At 44.5% G+C, this 18,040-nt stretch carries 15 protein-coding genes; 8 read left to right on the forward strand and 7 right to left on the reverse strand.

What is annotated here, in order from left to right; genetic code table 11:
• The first annotated feature begins 25 nt into the window (after nucleotides 1-25).
• The 3 genes from clpS to NIT79A3_RS00775 all read left to right on the forward strand — a co-directional run bounded on the left by clpS (nucleotide 26) and on the right by NIT79A3_RS00775 (nucleotide 4,178).
• On the forward strand, nucleotides 26-334 hold the full coding sequence (gene clpS / locus NIT79A3_RS00765) for an ATP-dependent Clp protease adapter ClpS (protein WP_013964363.1): 309 nt from the start codon (nucleotides 26-28) through the stop codon (nucleotides 332-334).
• Between the two features lies 1 nt (nucleotide 335).
• Nucleotides 336-2,594, forward strand: coding sequence for an ATP-dependent Clp protease ATP-binding subunit ClpA (clpA, locus tag NIT79A3_RS00770; RefSeq protein ID WP_013964364.1), 2,259 nt, complete (start codon nucleotides 336-338; stop codon nucleotides 2,592-2,594).
• A gap of 231 nt (nucleotides 2,595-2,825) precedes the next feature.
• Nucleotides 2,826-4,178 (forward strand): IS1182 family transposase, encoded by a 1,353-nt coding sequence (locus NIT79A3_RS00775; protein WP_013964365.1) that lies wholly within the window; start codon nucleotides 2,826-2,828, stop codon nucleotides 4,176-4,178.
• 265 nt (nucleotides 4,179-4,443) lie between these two features.
• On the opposite strand, the gene NIT79A3_RS18080 is transcribed toward NIT79A3_RS00775, so the two are convergent.
• The 4 genes from NIT79A3_RS18080 to NIT79A3_RS00795 all read right to left on the reverse strand — a co-directional run bounded on the left by NIT79A3_RS18080 (nucleotide 4,444) and on the right by NIT79A3_RS00795 (nucleotide 8,659).
• Complete coding sequence (locus tag NIT79A3_RS18080) at nucleotides 4,444-5,715, reverse strand: transposase (RefSeq protein ID WP_348225676.1); 1,272 nt, start codon at nucleotides 5,713-5,715, stop codon at nucleotides 4,444-4,446.
• Entirely contained in the window at nucleotides 5,696-6,079 is a 384-nt protein-coding gene (locus NIT79A3_RS19240) for a hypothetical protein (RefSeq protein ID WP_013964367.1), read from the reverse strand. Before NIT79A3_RS19240 ends, NIT79A3_RS18080 begins: the two co-directional genes overlap by 20 nt.
• Nucleotides 6,072-7,463, reverse strand: coding sequence for a hypothetical protein (locus NIT79A3_RS00790; RefSeq protein ID WP_013964368.1), 1,392 nt, complete (start codon nucleotides 7,461-7,463; stop codon nucleotides 6,072-6,074). Before NIT79A3_RS00790 ends, NIT79A3_RS19240 begins: the two co-directional genes overlap by 8 nt.
• Before the next feature lie 233 nt (nucleotides 7,464-7,696).
• Nucleotides 7,697-8,659 carry an IS5 family transposase gene (locus NIT79A3_RS00795; protein ID WP_013964369.1) on the reverse strand — a complete coding sequence of 321 codons (963 nt, stop codon included), beginning with the start codon at nucleotides 8,657-8,659 and terminating at the stop codon, nucleotides 7,697-7,699.
• Nucleotides 8,660-9,618: 959 nt separating this feature from the next.
• Here NIT79A3_RS00795 and glyA point away from each other — a divergent pair.
• The 3 genes from glyA (at nucleotide 9,619) to ribD (ending at nucleotide 12,591) form a co-directional block, all read left to right on the forward strand.
• The gene (gene glyA / locus NIT79A3_RS00800) at nucleotides 9,619-10,866 is read left to right on the forward strand and encodes a serine hydroxymethyltransferase (protein WP_013964371.1); all 1,248 of its coding nucleotides are present in this window, start codon (nucleotides 9,619-9,621) and stop codon (nucleotides 10,864-10,866) included.
• A gap of 66 nt (nucleotides 10,867-10,932) precedes the next feature.
• A complete protein-coding gene (gene nrdR, locus NIT79A3_RS00805) occupies nucleotides 10,933-11,391 on the forward strand; it encodes a transcriptional regulator NrdR (protein ID WP_013964372.1) in 459 nt (152 codons plus the stop codon).
• 135 nt (nucleotides 11,392-11,526) lie between these two features.
• Nucleotides 11,527-12,591 carry a bifunctional diaminohydroxyphosphoribosylaminopyrimidine deaminase/5-amino-6-(5-phosphoribosylamino)uracil reductase RibD gene (ribD, locus tag NIT79A3_RS00810; protein ID WP_348225677.1) on the forward strand — a complete coding sequence of 355 codons (1,065 nt, stop codon included), beginning with the start codon at nucleotides 11,527-11,529 and terminating at the stop codon, nucleotides 12,589-12,591.
• 11 nt (nucleotides 12,592-12,602) lie between these two features.
• On the opposite strand, the gene NIT79A3_RS00815 is transcribed toward ribD, so the two are convergent.
• Together NIT79A3_RS00815 and NIT79A3_RS00820 are read right to left on the reverse strand one after the other, a co-directional pair.
• Nucleotides 12,603-13,163 carry a response regulator transcription factor gene (locus tag NIT79A3_RS00815; RefSeq protein ID WP_013964374.1) on the reverse strand — a complete coding sequence of 187 codons (561 nt, stop codon included), beginning with the start codon at nucleotides 13,161-13,163 and terminating at the stop codon, nucleotides 12,603-12,605.
• 5 nt (nucleotides 13,164-13,168) lie between these two features.
• Nucleotides 13,169-14,287, reverse strand: coding sequence for an ATP-binding protein (locus NIT79A3_RS00820; protein ID WP_348225678.1), 1,119 nt, complete (start codon nucleotides 14,285-14,287; stop codon nucleotides 13,169-13,171).
• A gap of 471 nt (nucleotides 14,288-14,758) precedes the next feature.
• On the opposite strand from NIT79A3_RS00820, the gene NIT79A3_RS00825 reads away from it, so the two are divergent.
• Nucleotides 14,759-15,877, forward strand: a complete 1,119-nt coding sequence (locus NIT79A3_RS00825) for a 3-deoxy-7-phosphoheptulonate synthase (protein ID WP_013964376.1) — start codon at nucleotides 14,759-14,761, stop codon at nucleotides 15,875-15,877.
• A 102-nt stretch (nucleotides 15,878-15,979) separates the two neighbouring features.
• Nucleotides 15,980-16,924, forward strand: coding sequence for a 4-hydroxy-3-methylbut-2-enyl diphosphate reductase (gene ispH, locus NIT79A3_RS00830; protein ID WP_013964377.1), 945 nt, complete (start codon nucleotides 15,980-15,982; stop codon nucleotides 16,922-16,924).
• Here the strand turns inward: ispH and thiO are convergent.
• A complete protein-coding gene (thiO, locus tag NIT79A3_RS00835) occupies nucleotides 16,910-18,037 on the reverse strand; it encodes a glycine oxidase ThiO (protein ID WP_013964378.1) in 1,128 nt (375 codons plus the stop codon). The two genes, ispH and thiO, sit on opposite strands and share 15 nt — an antisense overlap.
• Nucleotides 18,038-18,040 lie beyond the last annotated feature (3 nt).

Consider the following 18,040-nt stretch of genomic DNA (forward strand, 5'->3'; position numbering starts at 1 on the left):
GAATGAATGAGTAGGGAAAATAGTTATGACGGAGAGTAACTCAGAAGCCGTTATGCTTGCACAGGAGAAAATTGAACAAAAGCCTCCTTCTATGTATAAAATTTTATTATTGAATGATGATTTTACACCTATGGAGTTTGTGATTGAGGTGTTGAAAATATTTTTTTCCATGAATCAAGAGCAGGCTACGCGAACGATGTTAGAGGTGCATATGGAGGGTGTTGGTGTGTGTGGTATATACTCAAGTGATATTGCAAGTACGAAGGTAATGCAAGTAACTGAATTCGCTAGAAAAAATCAACATCCACTTAGGTGTATAATGGAGGAAAACTGAGATGATTGCGCCGGATTTAGAAGTCAGCTTACATATGGCGTTTGTAGAGTCCAGACAAAAACGTTATGAATTCATTACAGTAGAACACTTGCTGCTGGCAATGCTGGATAATGCAAGTGCTGCGGAAGTATTAAATGCTTGTCTAGTGGATATTGAAGGTTTGCGTTCAGTGTTAGTGGACCATATTACACGTCATACACCGGTGATTAATGGTAAGGAAGAAGTTGATACGCAACCTACATTAGGTTTTCAGCGTGTTATTCAGCGAGCTATATTGCATGTGCAGTCATCTGGAAAGAAAGAAGTTACCGGTGCTAATGTTTTAGTGTCTATTTTTGGTGAGAAAGATTCACATGCCGTCTATTTCTTGCATCAGAGAGGTGTAACACGTTTGGATGTGGTGAATTACATCTCACACAATATTCGAAAAGTGTCGCACGAGAATGACGCTAAAACTGGAAATGAAGGGGATGGTGAGCACGAATTCAATTCTGGCGGAGGCGTGCTCGAGAATTACACGGTAAATCTCAATCACCTGGCGTTAATTAATAAAATCGATCCGCTGGTGGGGCGCGAGAAGGAGATCGAGCGTGTAATACAAACTCTATGCCGACGCCGTAAAAATAATCCTTTATTAGTTGGTGAAGCCGGTGTAGGGAAAACTGCAATTGCAGAAGGCTTGGCAAAACGAATTGTTGAAGAAGATGTGCCTGATTTGCTTTTGAAGCATCAAATTTATTCGCTTGATATGGGAGCTTTATTGGCAGGCACAAAATATCGCGGAGATTTTGAACAACGCTTGAAAACATTGTTAAAACAATTAACTGATAATCCGGAAGCTATTTTATTTATTGATGAAATTCATACACTTATTGGTGCTGGTGCTGCTTCAGGTGGAGTTCTGGATGCATCTAATTTGCTAAAGCCGGTTCTAAGTACTGGACAATTACGGTGTATCGGTGCCACAACTTTTAGTGAGTATCGAGGGATCTTTGAAAAAGATCATGCACTATCAAGGCGTTTTCAACAGATAGAAGTTAACGAACCCAGTGTAGATGAAACAGTGGCTATTTTACGTGGCCTGAAGTCTCGTTATGAGCAGCACCATAAGGTTAAATATACTGCCAGTGCATTAGTTTCTGCAGCGGAGCTATCGGAGCGGTATATTAATGATAGGCATTTGCCAGACAAAGCAATTGATGTGCTTGATGAAGCTGGTGCTGCGCAACGTATTTTGCCAAAATCGAAGAAACGGAAAGTTATCGGTAAAAGTGAGATTGAGAATGTAGTCGCCAAGATTGCGCGAATTCCTCCACAAAATATTTCTACGAACGATCGCAATAAATTGAAAACATTGGGCCGTGATATGAAGGCCGTTGTTTTTGGGCAGGACAATGCAATTAATGCACTGACTGCGGCCATCAAAATGGCAAGAAGTGGCTTGGGTAATCCGCGGAAACCCGTGGGCTCGTTTCTTTTTTCAGGGCCAACAGGCGTTGGGAAAACCGAGGTGGCAAGGCAATTAGCCTATGCGCTTGGTATTCACTTGCATCGCTTCGATATGTCCGAATATATGGAGCGTCATGCAGTATCTCGTCTGATTGGTGCGCCGCCAGGATATGTGGGGTATGACCAAGGCGGGTTGTTGACAGAAATAGTGATTAAGCATCCCTACTCGGTTCTGCTATTGGATGAAATCGAAAAAGCGCATACAGATATTTTCAATATTTTATTGCAGGTTATGGATTATGGAACGTTGACAGACAACAACGGGCGTAAAGCAGATTTCCGCAATGTTATTATTATTATGACTACCAATGCAGGTGCTGAATCTCTTACTAAATCTTCAATGGGATTTACAAAATCAAAATTTGCAGGTGACGAATTAGTGGATATCAAAAAATTATTTACTCCAGAGTTCCGTAATCGGTTAGATGCGATCATATCGTTCGCTCCTTTAGATCAGGAAATTATTTTGCGGGTAACCGATAAGTTCTTGATTCAACTTGAAACACAACTTCATGAAAAGAAAGTTGAAGCAACGTTTACAGAACAATTGCGTAAGTATCTTGCAAAACATGGTTTTGATCCACTGATGGGCGCACGGCCTATGGAACGGCTTATCCAAGATACGATTCGTAGTGCATTGGCTGACGAATTGTTGTTCGGACGTCTCGTCAATGGTGGTAAGGTAACTGTTGATATTGATAGTAATGAGAAAGTAACTCTTCTCTTTGAAGAAGAAGCTGCAATTATCTGAGCGATAGCTGAATCGGCACATATATATAAAAATGAAATGCTGTTCTGAAGTTTTATTGCTCGGGAGAAGAAGGGCTTATGCTAGGAGCTGTGGTTTTTGCAGCACAGTTTTTTATCTTTAGCTCAGATTGCTTCCATTCAAACCTACTAGGAGTCTGTCGGACTTAAAGCATTTGGAGGGTCAATTTGTTAAAATAGCGCTCAATTGAAACCGGATTTTTGGAAAAGCGACATGAGTCATTTCAAGCCCTGCGATCGCCATCAGCTGTACTTACTCCCCCCGTCGATAGATGAATGGTTACCGGAAAATCATTTGTCACGGTTCATCATTGAAGTCATTGAGCAGTTGGTCTTGACGAGATTGACGAGCCATTATTCTGGTAAAGGCTCGGAAGCCTATCACCCATCCATGATGTTGGCATTATTGGTTTATGGCTATGCAACCGGTACATTTTCCAGCCGCAAGATTGAACGGGCGACGCATGACTCGGTGGCGTTTCGTTTTCTTGCGGCCAATCAGCACCCGGATCACGACACTATCGCAAATTTCCGCAAAACCTTTTTGCTGGAATTGCAGGAATTGTTTGTGCAAGTGTTGTCCATAGCCCAAGAGATGAAGTTGTTTAAATTGGGAAACATATCGCTGGATGGTATCAAGATCAAAGCCAATGCATCAAAGCACAAAGCGCTATCGCACGGACACATTGAGAAGCTGGAAGCACAGTTACGAGAAGAGGTTCAGTTTTTATTGAACAAAGCAGAGCAAACCGATGAGCAGGAATCTGAGCATGATTTTGACTTACCGGCTGAAATCGTACGTCGCGAACAACGTCTTGAAGCCTTGGCTGCTGCGAAAGCCAAAATAGCTGAGCGCGTCCAGGCACGTGATCAACAAGCGCAGAAAGACTATGAGGAAAAGATTGCCCGCCGGGAAGCACAACAAAAAGCGGGAAAAAAACCACGCGGGCGGGAACCCAAAGTGCCGGAAACTGGCCCCTGCGCGCAAGATCAAATCAATCTTACCGATGAACAATCACGTATCATGCCCAGTGGGGATGGTTTCATACAAGGCTATAACAGCCAGGCGGCCGTCGATATCGAGAGCATGCTCATTATCGCCACCGGCCTGACCACGGAAACCAATGACAAGCAACGCGTCGAACCGATGCTCGAAGCATTGAGCAAACTGGAAAACCAGTTCGGCAAAGCCGATACTTTGCTAGCCGATAATGGTTATTTTAGCCAAAACAACGTTAAGGCCTGTGCTGAACATGGCATCACTCCACTCATTGCGCTGGGACGTGATACCCATCATCTGCCCATAGCACAGCGGCTGCAACCGGATGCCCCAAAACCTCAGACGGACGATCCTTTGGTTATGATGACGTACCAACTTAAAACACAGTCAGGACGCGAACTATACGGTAGACGCAAATGCACTGTCGAACCCGTGTTTGGCATTATCAAACAGGTATTAGGCTTTCGCCAGTTCCTGATGCGAGGGATTCGAGCAGTAGCGGGCGAGTGGAAGCTGGTTGCTATGGCTTATAACTTCAAGCGGATGTATGCAATGGCAACAGGATAGAAAAAAACCCAAAAAACCTTTGTTCAGATGGAAATTGAACTAAAAATAGAGTTAACAAATGTCAGCACCTCCCGCTAATTCAAACAACATTTGCTGCAAAATAAAATTTATGAATTTTTTGCGAAATCTATGTTTTGAGGCAAAGCGAAACCATCTGACTCAAGTCAGTTTTTAAAATTGGCTACTTTTCCCTGGAAAACACCCTTCGAACATACTTTACCCCGGTTGGCGTATTAAGACGAATCATTAAACCTAAATTCCTCTGTTAGGTCACTCCAATGGCCAAAGAGGGTGGAAGGAAACCGAGGAGCTGTGAATTTTTCGGTCTGGTCGCAATAATTTTGTTAATGATATAGCGTACAAGTACGCCCCAATGATCCGCTATGGTCAACTGAGGCGCATTTGCCAGAACATGATCAAGACCTTTTCGTATATTGGAGATCATCGACTTGATATGATCTCCGGCTGCGTGAGTCAGAGTGAGCAGCAATCGGGATTGACCGGCATGCTGGGTCAGGCGGGCAATGCCGCTGAGCAACATGGGACAGCTAGTGATTGCCTCCAGGCGTGTCTTCGGGTGTGCCAGTCTGACATACCAACTCCACCAATTGTAGATGAGCGCGACTGCTCGCGCTGAGAGGTTGCAACGTTCCAGGTCTTGCGTGGTATAGCCACCCCAGCCCCATTGGTTTTTCAGCTCATCGAAGCCATTCTCGCAGTCGGCCCGATCCCGGTATAACTGGCCAATGGCGTCGAGGGAGTAGTTTGTATTGGTCACCAATATAGCGTATTCCCAGAGTTTAACCTTGTCTGAATGGTCAATGAAGTGGAGCATCGGCTGCTGGTTCTCATTGCTCGTCTCGGCTGCCGCCATGCTGTCTTTGATTCGCCGCCGCAGTACCACTACACGCCGCGCACCACTCCAACCCGTCAGCCGAAGCTTGCTTTCCACCGCGTCAAAGCCTTGCCCCGCGTTCTGCCAGTCGCCTTGCTGCCATTGCCGCTCGATCAGTCGCTTAACTCCGGCAGTTTGCCGTAGCTTGAAGAGGTAGTGCTGTTCAATTCGCTCCATCTCGACCATTACCCCCTGATTGCCAAAGGCACTGTCACCGCGCACCAGGGCGGGGCGTTCCTCGGCAGCGAGTCGCTCAATTAGCCGGCACAGGCGCGGTAGGCTATGTTTCGCCGCACTGGCTTTACCGCTTTGTACCTCGACATCGAGCACCAGTCGAATGTTGCCGATCCAGTAGGTGTGCAAAGTATGGCTCGGCCGTCCCGGCTTGGTTGGGTTGTAGCCAATCTCGGCACCTGCCTGGTGACCATACAACAGTTTGACGCTGGTGTCGGCATCGAGTATCCAGGGCGTGCGTAAAGATTCTTGGATGCTCTCACCCAGGGCTTTATCCATCCATGCTGTGCTCTTCGCCAGTTGGACTGCGTGGGCAGCGCGTTCTGCTTCGCTACCATACTTGCATGGGGCCGGTGCCAAGTGCGCCAGTGCGCGACGCAAACTCTCGTCACTGATGATCTTGTTCATGCCGAGTATTCCGGGGAGCAACTTCATCGCCGCGCAGCCCGGCAACATGTGCATAGCGCCGCTGTCCATCCAAGATCGATAATAGCCAGGTGCCAAGCACATCAACTACCTTGGGTGCGTTGGGACTGGTGTAATCCATTGGACATCCATCCATCCAGCGGGTGAATAACCCAGAAACTTCCAAAAACTCGGCAAAGAACGGTAATTGCCCCAGTGCTGTGGTGCTTCCGCCTTCGTCCCAGCGAACGTGAAACCGGCCACCAGGGGTGGCTACGCTTTGTTCAGCCGCCGTTTGTTCCGTCTCCTGCAAAGTAGTATTGATCGCCTCGACCAGTGTCTTTTTTTCAAATTTAATTTCACCCATTGGGTGAGCCTCCTATTCTGTCGCAAACCCTTACCAGAAATACATTCGTGGCAATTTTACTGGAATCAACTGAGGAAAATAGGTTAAAGACTGGTACGGTTGGTTTTATTCCAAAGGCAATGGATTTATACAAAGTCTCCCAGTCCGGAAGGAAGTAATGGAGGAATAATCCACGTACTTTCTCCCAGAAGTATTTATTACGCTTTGCATTTTGTTTTGCCCGTTGAAGCAAGAGACAACAATGCTGCTGTACCTGATCGACCAAAAACGCCAGCATCATCAAACAGGCAAAGACAGTGGATAAATACCGGTAACCGTGGCCGAAGTTATGTTCGAAGTGGTAGCCTTGTGTTTTCAGGGTATTAAAAGTTTCATTCTCGATTTTCCAGCGTGCGCGCCCGGCGCGCATGAGTTGCATCAGATTCTCAGGCGTGATCGTAATGTCTGTTACCCAGGAAAAATGTTGGGTTTCGCCTGAAGGGTGATATTCCCGGTATTCCAGAAAGTTGACCTCAAGTTCAAAGTTGGCGTCGTTTAAAGGAGCGCCATTGAGGTAACGGAAATTGTGTCTGATACCATTGCCGTCGATAAATTCATCAGTTTTTACTCCCCGGACGGTATTCACCCAGTCAAACAAAAATTGATGGTCGGTTTGTTTGGCGCCGAGGATAAAGTGCAGGTTCAGTTTTTGAAGCAGACGAATATGCGGCGCATTGGAAGCCAGACCATCTTCGATCACAATGAGTTTCATATGCGGATGTTCACGCCTGAGTGCGTTTAACAATCGCACTGCTGCAGTGCGTTCACAGTCGTTTTTGCTATACCCGTCTTGTTGCATGATCGGCTCCGGCGCCAACGGGAATACCTCGGCTTGATCCGGGTGAACCAGCACGGCACTGAGCATCTGGTGATAGTATGTCACACGACCGTCACCGTGATGTTTCTGGCAGCATTGTTCACAATGCACTGGTGAAGAAGAAAAATAGCCCGTTCCATCAATGGATAAAAGATAATAACCATCCAGGTATTCAAATCCCTCCAACCCTTTGCCACGCTGAAGCACGTGCAGTATGCGCCTAAATGACCGGCGCAAAAGCTCAGGGGAGACATTATCCAGTCGTTCCCGTAAATAAGTATCCGATGGCGCGCGGTCAATGCCATACAAGGATTTCAAATTAGCCCGAACCAAATCATCTTCCCTGCCTTGGTCAAATTGCAATAATGAAGGATACTTTAAGCTAAAAACCGCAAATCCCGACATCAAACAATCGCTCAATGGGAATACTTTGCCGTTTCCATTGTCTTCTATCCTTTCAAAACAGGCGCGAACTTCCTTGATTAAACCGGGCGCGCTTAAATACCGGCGAAAGGCATATTTCGGCATAATACTCACCTATCACTTTAATTTATGCTCCCATAATATTGTAATTTAGTTAAAAGTTCACGAAAACTTATTTTTAAGGAAGCTCTGATTAAGTTATTTATTCCAGTTTTGTCGACAAAGCTATCGGTAAAGTAGCTAATATAGGCATTATTGTGCGATTAATAACTGTAATTTTTAGCAGATTGCATACTATTCTGTCCCCTGATGCTGATTTTCAGGGATATTGGACGGAATTATCCCGTGGTTGGCATCCACACCTTACGGACATGGTAAAGATTAGCCAAGGCAAACAACAGATAAAGCTGTTGTGCATTCTTGAACAATCCTCGGTAACGGACTTTGGTATAACCAAATTGTCTTTTGACAATACGAAACGGATGTTCAACCTTTGCGCGTAGTGAAGCTAGCATACGATTGAGCACGGCATGTTCTGCTGGCAATTCCTCACCGCGCTTGCGTTTGAATGGCATACCCCAGACCGGCTCTTCCGGCTGTCGTTGCGCTTCCAGATTGCGATCATTACGAGTATAAGCCCGATCACCCAATACAATTGCCTCTTCGCCATGTACCAGCGCATCAATCATGTTGCCATCGGCCACTTTGGCCGTGGTAATTTCCAGGCTATGCACCAGGCCGGAATCGGCATCTACGCCTATGTGTGCTTTTAATCCAAAGTAATAGTTGTTGCCTTTCTTAGTCGAACTCATCTCGCCATCACGTTTGCGTTGCCGGTTCTTGGTCGATGGCGCAGCCGCTATCAGCGTGGCGTCAACTATCGTGCCCTGACGCAGCAATAATCCCTGTTGCGCTAACCGCCCAGTTGTTTCAGCAAACAGGCTTTGTGCCAAGTGATGCTTCTCCAGCAGGTGGCGAAACTTGAGGATCGTCGTCTCATCAGGCATAACATCTTCTCCCGCATCTAGTCCTGCAAATTCACGTAGCATCGGCACATCATGTAACGCTTCTTCCATTGCCGGATCTGAATAACCAAACCATTGCTGCATCATATGAATCCGCAGCATCGCTTCCAACGCAAATGGCTTGCGTCCCAAACCTGCTACCGGATAGTGCGGCGCGATCCGATTCGTCCAGTCTACCCATGGAACCACTTGCTCCATTTCTTCGAGAAACTTTTGCCGGCGAGTTACTTTTGGTTTCTTGATAAATAATGGAATCGACAATACTAATTGTTTCATCAATGCATTCCCTTGCAGTGGTTACAATCTACCGCGTATTTTACAAGTTTTTGGGACTTAATCAGAGTTTCCTTAAAGACCGCTGAATCGCTTTATTTTGGCTATGTCACAATTGGTTGTTGAAAATGACCTGCAAACTAACACGATTTATTTTTAATCAATTGGTTATATGTTTTTATGGTTATCAAAAAATCATTTGCCATCAGTGAATTGGAAAATTCAACAACTAACTGCTACATAGCCTTTATTTTCCTTGTGTCTGTGTATGAGCGGGAATAGCTGAACAAATGTATGGCTTTATATTCAGATGTACTGAAAAAGTTTCAAACTGACACAGTTGAAATTCTTTCTCAATACTTCTCTTGCTGATTTTCCTATCCGACAGGCTCCTAGTGGCGATTAGCGATGTTTTGACCAGAAGGCACACCGATGCACGAATTGGCGCAAAGCGTTTCGCCGGTAATGTAGAAAAATGTCGGCTTGTCGTATGTGCATCATTGTTGATCTACTCGGTAGAAAAGAAACGCCATATGGAATTTTCGATAAGGTTCGCTCCAGAGCATACGAAATGGTTCTTGCAGTTTCTCACTATTGAAAGGATTGGCCTCTCTCACTTTCTTACCACAACTCCGTTTGGCATGAAGCCGTAAGCAATAAATACTAGGTATTGATGAAGAAAAAAGTGACATTAAATACATACCTTTCCCAGAAATATTTCAAAGAAGCTAATCCTGGATTATTGATTTAAATTTTTTGTTGCTAGAAGGCTATTGAAAGTCAAAAATAATTTCTCAGTCAGGCTAAAGATTGGTCTAAAATCACTGATGAAGATTGTTTGCAATTAAATAAATTCTTTTCTTTTTTATTCTACTGTTGTGATCAGCTATCTGCGTTTCTGCAGGTAATGGTAATATACGCATTTTCACGGTTTTAAAAAATTTCAAAGGATTGGTATCACCATGTTTTCGCAGAAACAAACTATAGAAAGTGTCGACCCAGAAGTATGGCAAGCGATTAAAGGCGAGATACAGCGCCAGGAAGAATATATTGAGTTAATTGCATCGGAGAATTATGCGAGTCCTGCTGTTATGCAGGCTCAGGGTTCTGTTCTAACTAATAAATATGCCGAAGGTTATCCGGCCAAACGCTACTACGGCGGTTGCATGTATGCTGATCAAGTTGAGCAACTGGCTATAGATCGGTTAAAAGCGCTCTTTGGTGCTGAGTATGTCAATGTGCAACCGCATTCAGGTTCTCAAGCCAATGCAGCAGTCTATCTTTCAGTGCTAAAGCCTGGTGATACATTGCTGGGCATGTCGTTAGCGCACGGAGGTCACTTAACGCATGGTTCTAGCGTTAGTATGAGCGGAAAGATTTTTAATTCGATTTCTTACGGCTTGCATCCAGAAACAGAGCTGCTTGATTATGATCAAGTTGAGCAATTATCTCATGAACACAAACCAAAAATGATAGTTGCCGGCGCTTCGTCTTATGCGCGAGTTATCGATTGGAAGCGTTTTCGCAAGATCGCCGATGCTGTGGATGCCTACCTGTTTGTGGATATGGCACATTATGCAGGGTTGGTAGCTGCTGGCTTTTATCCCAATCCAGTTGGCATTGCAGATTTTGTTACGAGTACTACACATAAAACATTACGTGGCCCACGTGGCGGTATTATCATGGCCAAGCCTGAGCATGAAAAGGCGCTAAATTCAGCAATTTTTCCACAAACACAAGGTGGTCCTTTAATGCATGTGATTGCCGCCAAAGCGGTTGCATTTAAGGAGGCGGCCAGTAAAGAATTCAAGGATTATCAAGAACAGGTTATTGAGAATGCTCGTGTAATGGCGAAGGTACTGATCAATCGCGGTTTGCGGATTGTGTCAGGTCAAACAGACTGTCATATGTTTCTGGTTGATTTGCGTGCGATGAACTTGACTGGCAAGAAGGCAGAAGAATCGCTTGAATTGGCGCACATTACGGTTAATAAGAACGCCATCCCTAATGACCCGCAGAAACCATTTGTTACCAGTGGTATTCGAGTCGGCTCACCAGCAATAACCACGCGTGGTTTTAAAGAATTGGAAGCTGAGCAATTAGCCAATCTAATAGCGGATGTGCTTGCTGCGCCGGAGGATCCGGCAGTATTGTCACGAGTAGCCACTGAAGCGAAACTATTGTGTGCAAAATTTCCCGTTTATGGATAGCGTTATCAAGTTGGACAGATATTGAAAATGATTTGTTCAGCTTAATTACTAATGACTTAGTGTAGTATGAAATGTCCTTTTTGCTGTGCAGATGACACTAGCGTGATCGACTCGCGTGTGAGTGAGGATGGTCAGAAAATACGTCGGCGGCGGCGGTGTCAGGCTTGTGACAAACGTTTTACGACATATGAGACAGTTGAATTACGTTTGCCTCAAGTTGTAAAGCATGATGGTAGTCGAACTGAGTTTGACCGAAATAAACTGCTGACGGGATTTAAACGTGCACTCCATAAGCGCCCTGTTCCCACAAGTTATGTGGATGCCGCTATCGACCGAATTGTGCAAAAGTTTTTAAGTATGGGGGAGCGCGAAGTTTCATCACGTAGTATTGGTGAGAGCGTAATGCAAGAACTTTATAAGCTCGATAAAGTAGCTTATATTCGATTCGCATCTGTTTATAAAAGCTTTCAGGACGTGGATGATTTTCGTGATGCGATCAAAGAAGCGCAAAAACCGGATCAATAGTTGCAATCGAAAAAGGCAAACTAAATCAGTCTAATGATTATTTTCTGGTCACTTATTGCAGTGCAGACAAACCAGATCAGTATGCAATCCTTTATCACAATTCCCTAGATGTTCTCTCCCGCCGATTATGCTTACATGTCGCACGCGCTGCGGTTAGCTGAGAAGGGACTTTACAGTACGGCACCAAATCCGCGTGTTGGTTGTGTGCTCGTCCGTAATGAACAAATAGTTGGAAGTGGTTGGCATGAAAAGGCTGGGCGGCCGCATGCGGAAATTAATGCATTAAATAATGCTAAAGCAGCAGCACGTGGCGCAACCGCTTATGTCACATTGGAACCTTGTGGTCATTTTGGACGCACGCCTCCGTGTGTTAGTGCTTTGATCGCTGCAGGTATTGCCAATGTCATCATAGCCATGGAAGATCCTAACCCGATTGTGTCGGGCCGTGGTAAAGCATTATTGGAACAGTCTGGTATTGCAGTACAGACCGGCTTATTAGAAGCAGAAGCGCGTGCGCTGAATGTGGGTTTTATCGCTCGTATGGTTGATAAGAAACCATGGGTCAGATTAAAAACTGCAGTAAGCCTGGATGGTAAGACTGCGCTAAAGAATGGTGTGAGTCAATGGATTACCGGTGAGGCTGCTCGACAGGATGGACATCGATGGCGGGCGCGTTCATGCGCTATCATGACAGGCATCGGCACAGTAAAATTGGATAACCCGCAATTAACAGTCCGCCACATCGAGACACGCCGTCAACCCAAGAAAATTATTGTGGATAGTCATTTAGCCATTCCATTGGATGCTAAATTACTGCAAGGTGAAGAAGGGATATTTATCTTCACTGCTAATGATGGCAATCCGGAAAAAAATGCTGTGCTGAGTAAGCTGGGTATTCGGGTCATTGTTTTACCCAATGCTGAAGGTCGAGTTGATTTGAAGAGAATGATGATGACGCTGGCAGATTTCGGAATGAATGAGGTATTGGTGGAAGCTGGGTCTGTACTGAATGGCGCTTTGATAGAAGCCGGATTGATTGATGAGATGATTATTTTTCTTGCACCACATTTGCTGGGTGACGATGCACAGGGCATGGTTCAGTTGCCTGAATTCACGAATCTTGGGCAAAAGAAGACACTAAAAATAAATGACTTGCGCATGGTGGGGCAAGATATCCGGATAATTGCAAGGTTTCTATAAAATTTCCTGCTTTATTCACGCAGCGGTCTTTTGGCAAGTTTACGTTGCAATGTGCGGCGATGCATATTTAATATTCTTGCTGTGACTGAAACATTATTATCATTTTCGGTAAGGATGCGCTGGATATATTCCCATTCGAGTCGTCCGACCGATAATGGATGTGCGCTGATAGGTATATTCGATTCACCGACTGTACGTTCAAAAGCAGCCATGATGTCATCAGCATCGACTGGTTTTGCAAGGTAATGCGTGGCACCGAGTTTAATGGCTTCAACCGCTGTGGCGATACTGGCATAACCCGTTAACATGACAATGCGGGTACCTGGGTCCAAAGTTTTTAATTTTTCAACCAGTACCAATCCAGATTCACTGGATAATTTTAGATCAACTATTGCATATTCAGGTGTTGAAGCCTCAGCTAGTTTTAAGGCATCTTCAATAGAGTGTGCGCATGTTACGCTGAAGCCACGCTTTGTCATCGCTTTTGCCAATACATCACAAAAAACTTTATCGTCATCGACAATGAACAAACTCGGATATTCGCTGTTGTCGGTTAATGAAGGTTCAATCATTATATTTATTCTAACAGCGGTAAAACGACTTGTGTGCAGGCGCCGCCGCTTTCAAGATTAAACAAACGAACACTGCCGCCAAATCGTTCAATATTGGCATTCGCCAGAAATAAGCCGATTCCAAAGCCTTGTCCAGGGGTCTTGCTGGAGAAAAAAGCTTCACCGGCACGTTGCATGGCTTCTGCAGATAATCCTTCGCCATCATCAATAATTTCAAGGTGCAGCATCAGATTTTCCCAATGGCTCTTGATCTCTATGCATTTGGTAGAAGCATCTGCAGCGTTATTAAGTAGATTGAGTATGGATTGGCTCAATAGTTGATTATCCATAATTCTGGGTGCAGGCTGCGTGCCTGTACATTGGTAAGCAAATTTAACAGAAGGGCGTATCAACTTCCATTTGTCAAGAACCTGATCAAGAAATTCATCGACAGGAAGTTCGCTGCCGTGCTCGGTTCTGTCTTGGCCCGCTTTGGCCAGTAATTGGGTCAAAGTTTGCTTGCAGTGGGCAATCTGATCACGCAGGATATGAATATTGTTCTGGAATTCAACATCGTTTTTATATTCTTGCTGTAATTCTCCGGTCACAACAGCCATAGTTGAGAGCGGTGTGCCAAGTTCGTGCGCTGCGCCGGCTGCCAGTGTTCCCAGAGCGATAATTTGTTCATTGCGTAATGCCTGTTCTCGCGCTTTAGCAAGATCCCGATCCCGGTCTCGAATCGAGGAGCTCATTCTAACGACGAACCATGCAATGATTACAGTACTTAATACAAATGCTAACCACATGCCTGATACATGTAACGCAAATTCGATGAGATGATTACTATGTTCATGGGGTAAAGGTACATAAATAAATAATAGCAGCGTATAACAAGCAATCGTGATAGTAGCCATGACCCATGTATAGCGCCAAGGTAACGTAGCTGCGGCGATTGTCAAAGGCAATAGAAATAATGAGATAAATGGATTGGTTGAGCCGCCACTGAAATACAATAGAGTGCTCAATGCCAGAACATCAATCAGTAATTGTAAAAAGAACTCAGTATGGGTTACCGGCCATTTGCGGTGTAATCGTACCCACGTCAATAGATTTAACAGAGCGAGTAATGCGACAACTGAGATCATTCGTGCCCATGGAATTACAATATCGATGGTCCAGTACACTATTGCAAATGTCAGGCATTGTGCAATGATGGCAATATTCCGGAGCACGAATAAACGTTGTAAATTTTTACTGAGAGGTGATTGACTGAGGTCACTAAACATTATTGGAGGACATCGTAAAAAATCTTTTTTAATTGTGAGTTAATGTAGAACATTAGCTCAAATTCTCTTGAAATGCTATGTGACAAATTGTCACAGAATGAAATGAAAGGTATATGAGGAAAGTTGATGACATACAACTACATTGTGCTATTTGCTATCGTGCTAAAGGCTGTTTGATTATGCTACTTTGATGAAGGACTGCTGGTTTTGAAAGTTTTAATCAGCATAAGCGTTTATCAGAATCATGGTAACCAATGGTTTTTTCGGTTAGAATCGTGAGCTATTTTATCTTATGCTAATGAATTAGCATTATCTTTTTGAAATTATTTTATGATTCTTATCCTTGTTCCCAATACCCGGCTGGATAGTCCGGAATATAAACAGTTGTTGGCGCATCTTGCCAATTTTTCAGGGATATCAACGCGTGTTCATACTGAAGTGGGTACTGAACAAACACTGACAGAGATTTATTTGATTGGTAACACTAAAGTGTTATCTATTGAAGATGTTAGCTCCCTTCCTTGTGTTGACCGCGTGGTTCGGGTTTCTGAGGAATATCGCGTTTTAGGACGGCATAAAGGTGATGATCGCCCAACGCATTTTGATTATAACGGTGTTCGTTTTGGGCAGGATACGCTGAATGTGTTCGCCGGATTGTGTGCGGTTGATACCATTGAGCATGTTGAAATGATGATGAAAGCATTGCGTGACCATGGACAGGTTTGTACGCGAATGGGTGCCTATAAGCCACGTACGAGTCCTTATTCATTTCAGGGGCACGGTAAAACCTGTCTTCCTTATGTTTTTGATGTGGCAGGAAAGTACGGCATAAAAGTTATCGCTATGGAGATTACACATGAATCTCATCTGGAAGAAATACGTAATGCGCTGTATCAGACGGGTAATGCAACTGGTGTTATGCTGCAGATTGGAACAAGGAATACACAGAATTTTGAGCTGCTGAAAATTGTTGGCCGTCAGCAGAATTTTCCAGTACTGATTAAACGCGGTTTTGGTATTACGCTGGATGAATCATTGAATGCTGCAGAGTATTTGGCGTCGGAGGGAAATCGCAAAGTGGTTTTTGGGTTGCGCGGTATGAAAACAAATATGGGTGACCCGCATCGTAATTTTGTTGATTTTTCGCATGTGCCTGTTGTCAAAAGGTTAACTCGTATGCCGGTTTGTATTGATCCTTCGCATTCAGTGGGTACTCGTGCAAGCTCGCCGGATGGTATTCTGGATGTAATGCATGTGACAGCTCAGGGCGTGGTAGCAGGCGCTAATATGGTATTGGTCGACTTCCATCCCGCGCCTAGCAAAGCACTGGTCGATGGTCCACAAGCACTGCTAATGAAAGAGCTGCCGCAATTTCTGGAAGATATTCAGATTGCACGGGAGGCTTATGAGAAACGTGTCGCATTGGCAGAACGCTATCGAGAGATATAAACGCTGTTAAATTTCAATGCCTGAGATTTGTGATATTGAATGCGGAATGCGCTATCACTGGATTCAGTCTAGGCAAAATATCCATTGTTGGAGGATGAATAAATGATCAAAGTATTACTCTCAAATCCCAGAGGTTTTTGTGCTGGTGTGGATCGTGCGATAGAAATTGTTGAGCGTGCGCTCACAATGCATGGTGCGCCGATCTATGTGCGTCATGAAGTTGTGCATAACCGTTTTGTGGTTGAAAATCTGGAGAAAAAAGGTGCTGTTTTTGTAGAAAATCTGGATGAAGTACCACAAGATAGTATTCTGATTTTCAGTGCGCATGGTGTATCGCATGCTGTGCGGCGAGAAGCTGCAGATCGTAAATTGAAGGTATTTGATGCGACTTGTCCGCTGGTTACCAAAGTTCATGTGGAAGTGGCCAAGATGCGCAAGGATGGAAAGGAAATCATTATGATCGGTCATCAAGGTCATCCGGAAGTTGAAGGTACGATGGGGCAGATTGATGGCGAAGACAAAGGGATGTATCTGGTAGAAACCGAAATGGATGTTGATGCCTTAAAAGTTAGAGACGAGGCCAACCTGGCTTATGTGACACAAACTACTTTGTCAGTTGATGATGCTGCACGCATTGTCGATGCATTGAGAAGGCGATTCCCTATGATTACCGGCCCCAAGAAGGACGATATTTGCTATGCCACGCAGAATCGTCAAGATGCCGTTAAAAAAATGGTGGATCAATGCGATTTGGTCATTGTAGTGGGTTCTCCCAATAGTTCAAATTCTAACCGGTTATGTGAAGTGGCGAGAAATGCCAATGTGGAAGCCTATATGGTAGACCGAGCCGAACAATTGCAAGAAGATTGGTTTCTTGGAAAGAAAATCATCGGTATTACTGCTGGCGCTTCGGCCCCGGAAATACTAGTGCAGCAAGTGATATCACGGCTCAAACAAATCGGAGCCGAACAAATCGGTGAAGACGTGATGATAGAAGAGTTGAGTGGTGTTGTTGAATCTGTTGTGTTTCCATTACCGAAGGCCTGAAAACATATTTATATTCCACCCTGTTTGATAGGGAGTGGTATCAAATGGTTGTGGAGTGTTTGTTATCTCATTAACTAGAATCTCAGCGCTGGCCGGTGCCATAGTGACGCCATAGCGAAAGTGACCACTGTTGATAAATAAATTTCTGACCAACGGGTGTCGAGCAATAATGGGTATGTTGTCCGGTGAAGCCGGGCGTAATCCTGCCCAGTGTTGTTTTATGGACATTTTATGAAGTGACGGTAGAATTGTCTGCGCACGCGTTAACAGATGATCCCGTGCCAATGCTGTTGTCTGCTTATCAAACCCAACATCTTCCAATGTGCTGCCTACAAGTAAATGGCCATCCCGGCGAGGGATGATATAAAAATCATTTTGTACAAGAATGTTGTGCACAGGTGGTGTATCAAATTTAAATAATAGCATTTGCCCTCTTATCGGTTTGATATCCAGCTTGAGGGCGTGTATTCCCAATATTTCTTTGCTCCAAGCGCCAGCGCTAATTATAGTGCAATCTGCAATGAATTCACCGCAAGACGAAGCAACGGACTGTATTTGCTTGTTTGCAATTTTTAGGCCATTCACGGCACAGCCTTCTATGATTTTCCCATCTAATTGTGCAATTCGTCTAAGTAATGCGCGTATTAATCTTGTATTACGTACTTGTGCAATATCAGGCAAGAATAAAGTGCGATTAAATGTTTTGCTGGTATGAATTTCAATGTTGTTTCCAAAGGATGGGATGCCCAGAATTTCCTGTTGCTCCGTCATTCTAACTTCTCTTTTTGAGCACCACTGCCGTGCGGTTTCTACGTCGTAGGGTGGCAATATCAGCATACCGGATAATTCATATTCTGGATCAATTCCAGATGCTTTGTGTAAAGCTGAGATCCAAGCCGGAAATTGCTGGGCGCTATAGTTAGTAAGGCGTGTGACATCATCGGAATAATCCCATGGACAAAGCGGCGATAAAATACCGCCACCTGCCCAGGATGATTCTTTTCCGGCTTTATTGCGCTCGAGTATCGTAACTTTCGCGCCTTGCAATAAAAGACGTTCCGCTGTTGCAAGCCCTATGATTCCTGCACCAATGACGATTACATCTTGTTTCATGAT

Origin of the sequence: Nitrosomonas sp. Is79A3, assembly GCF_000219585.1 — a bacterium.
Taxonomy (GTDB): domain Bacteria; phylum Pseudomonadota; class Gammaproteobacteria; order Burkholderiales; family Nitrosomonadaceae; genus Nitrosomonas.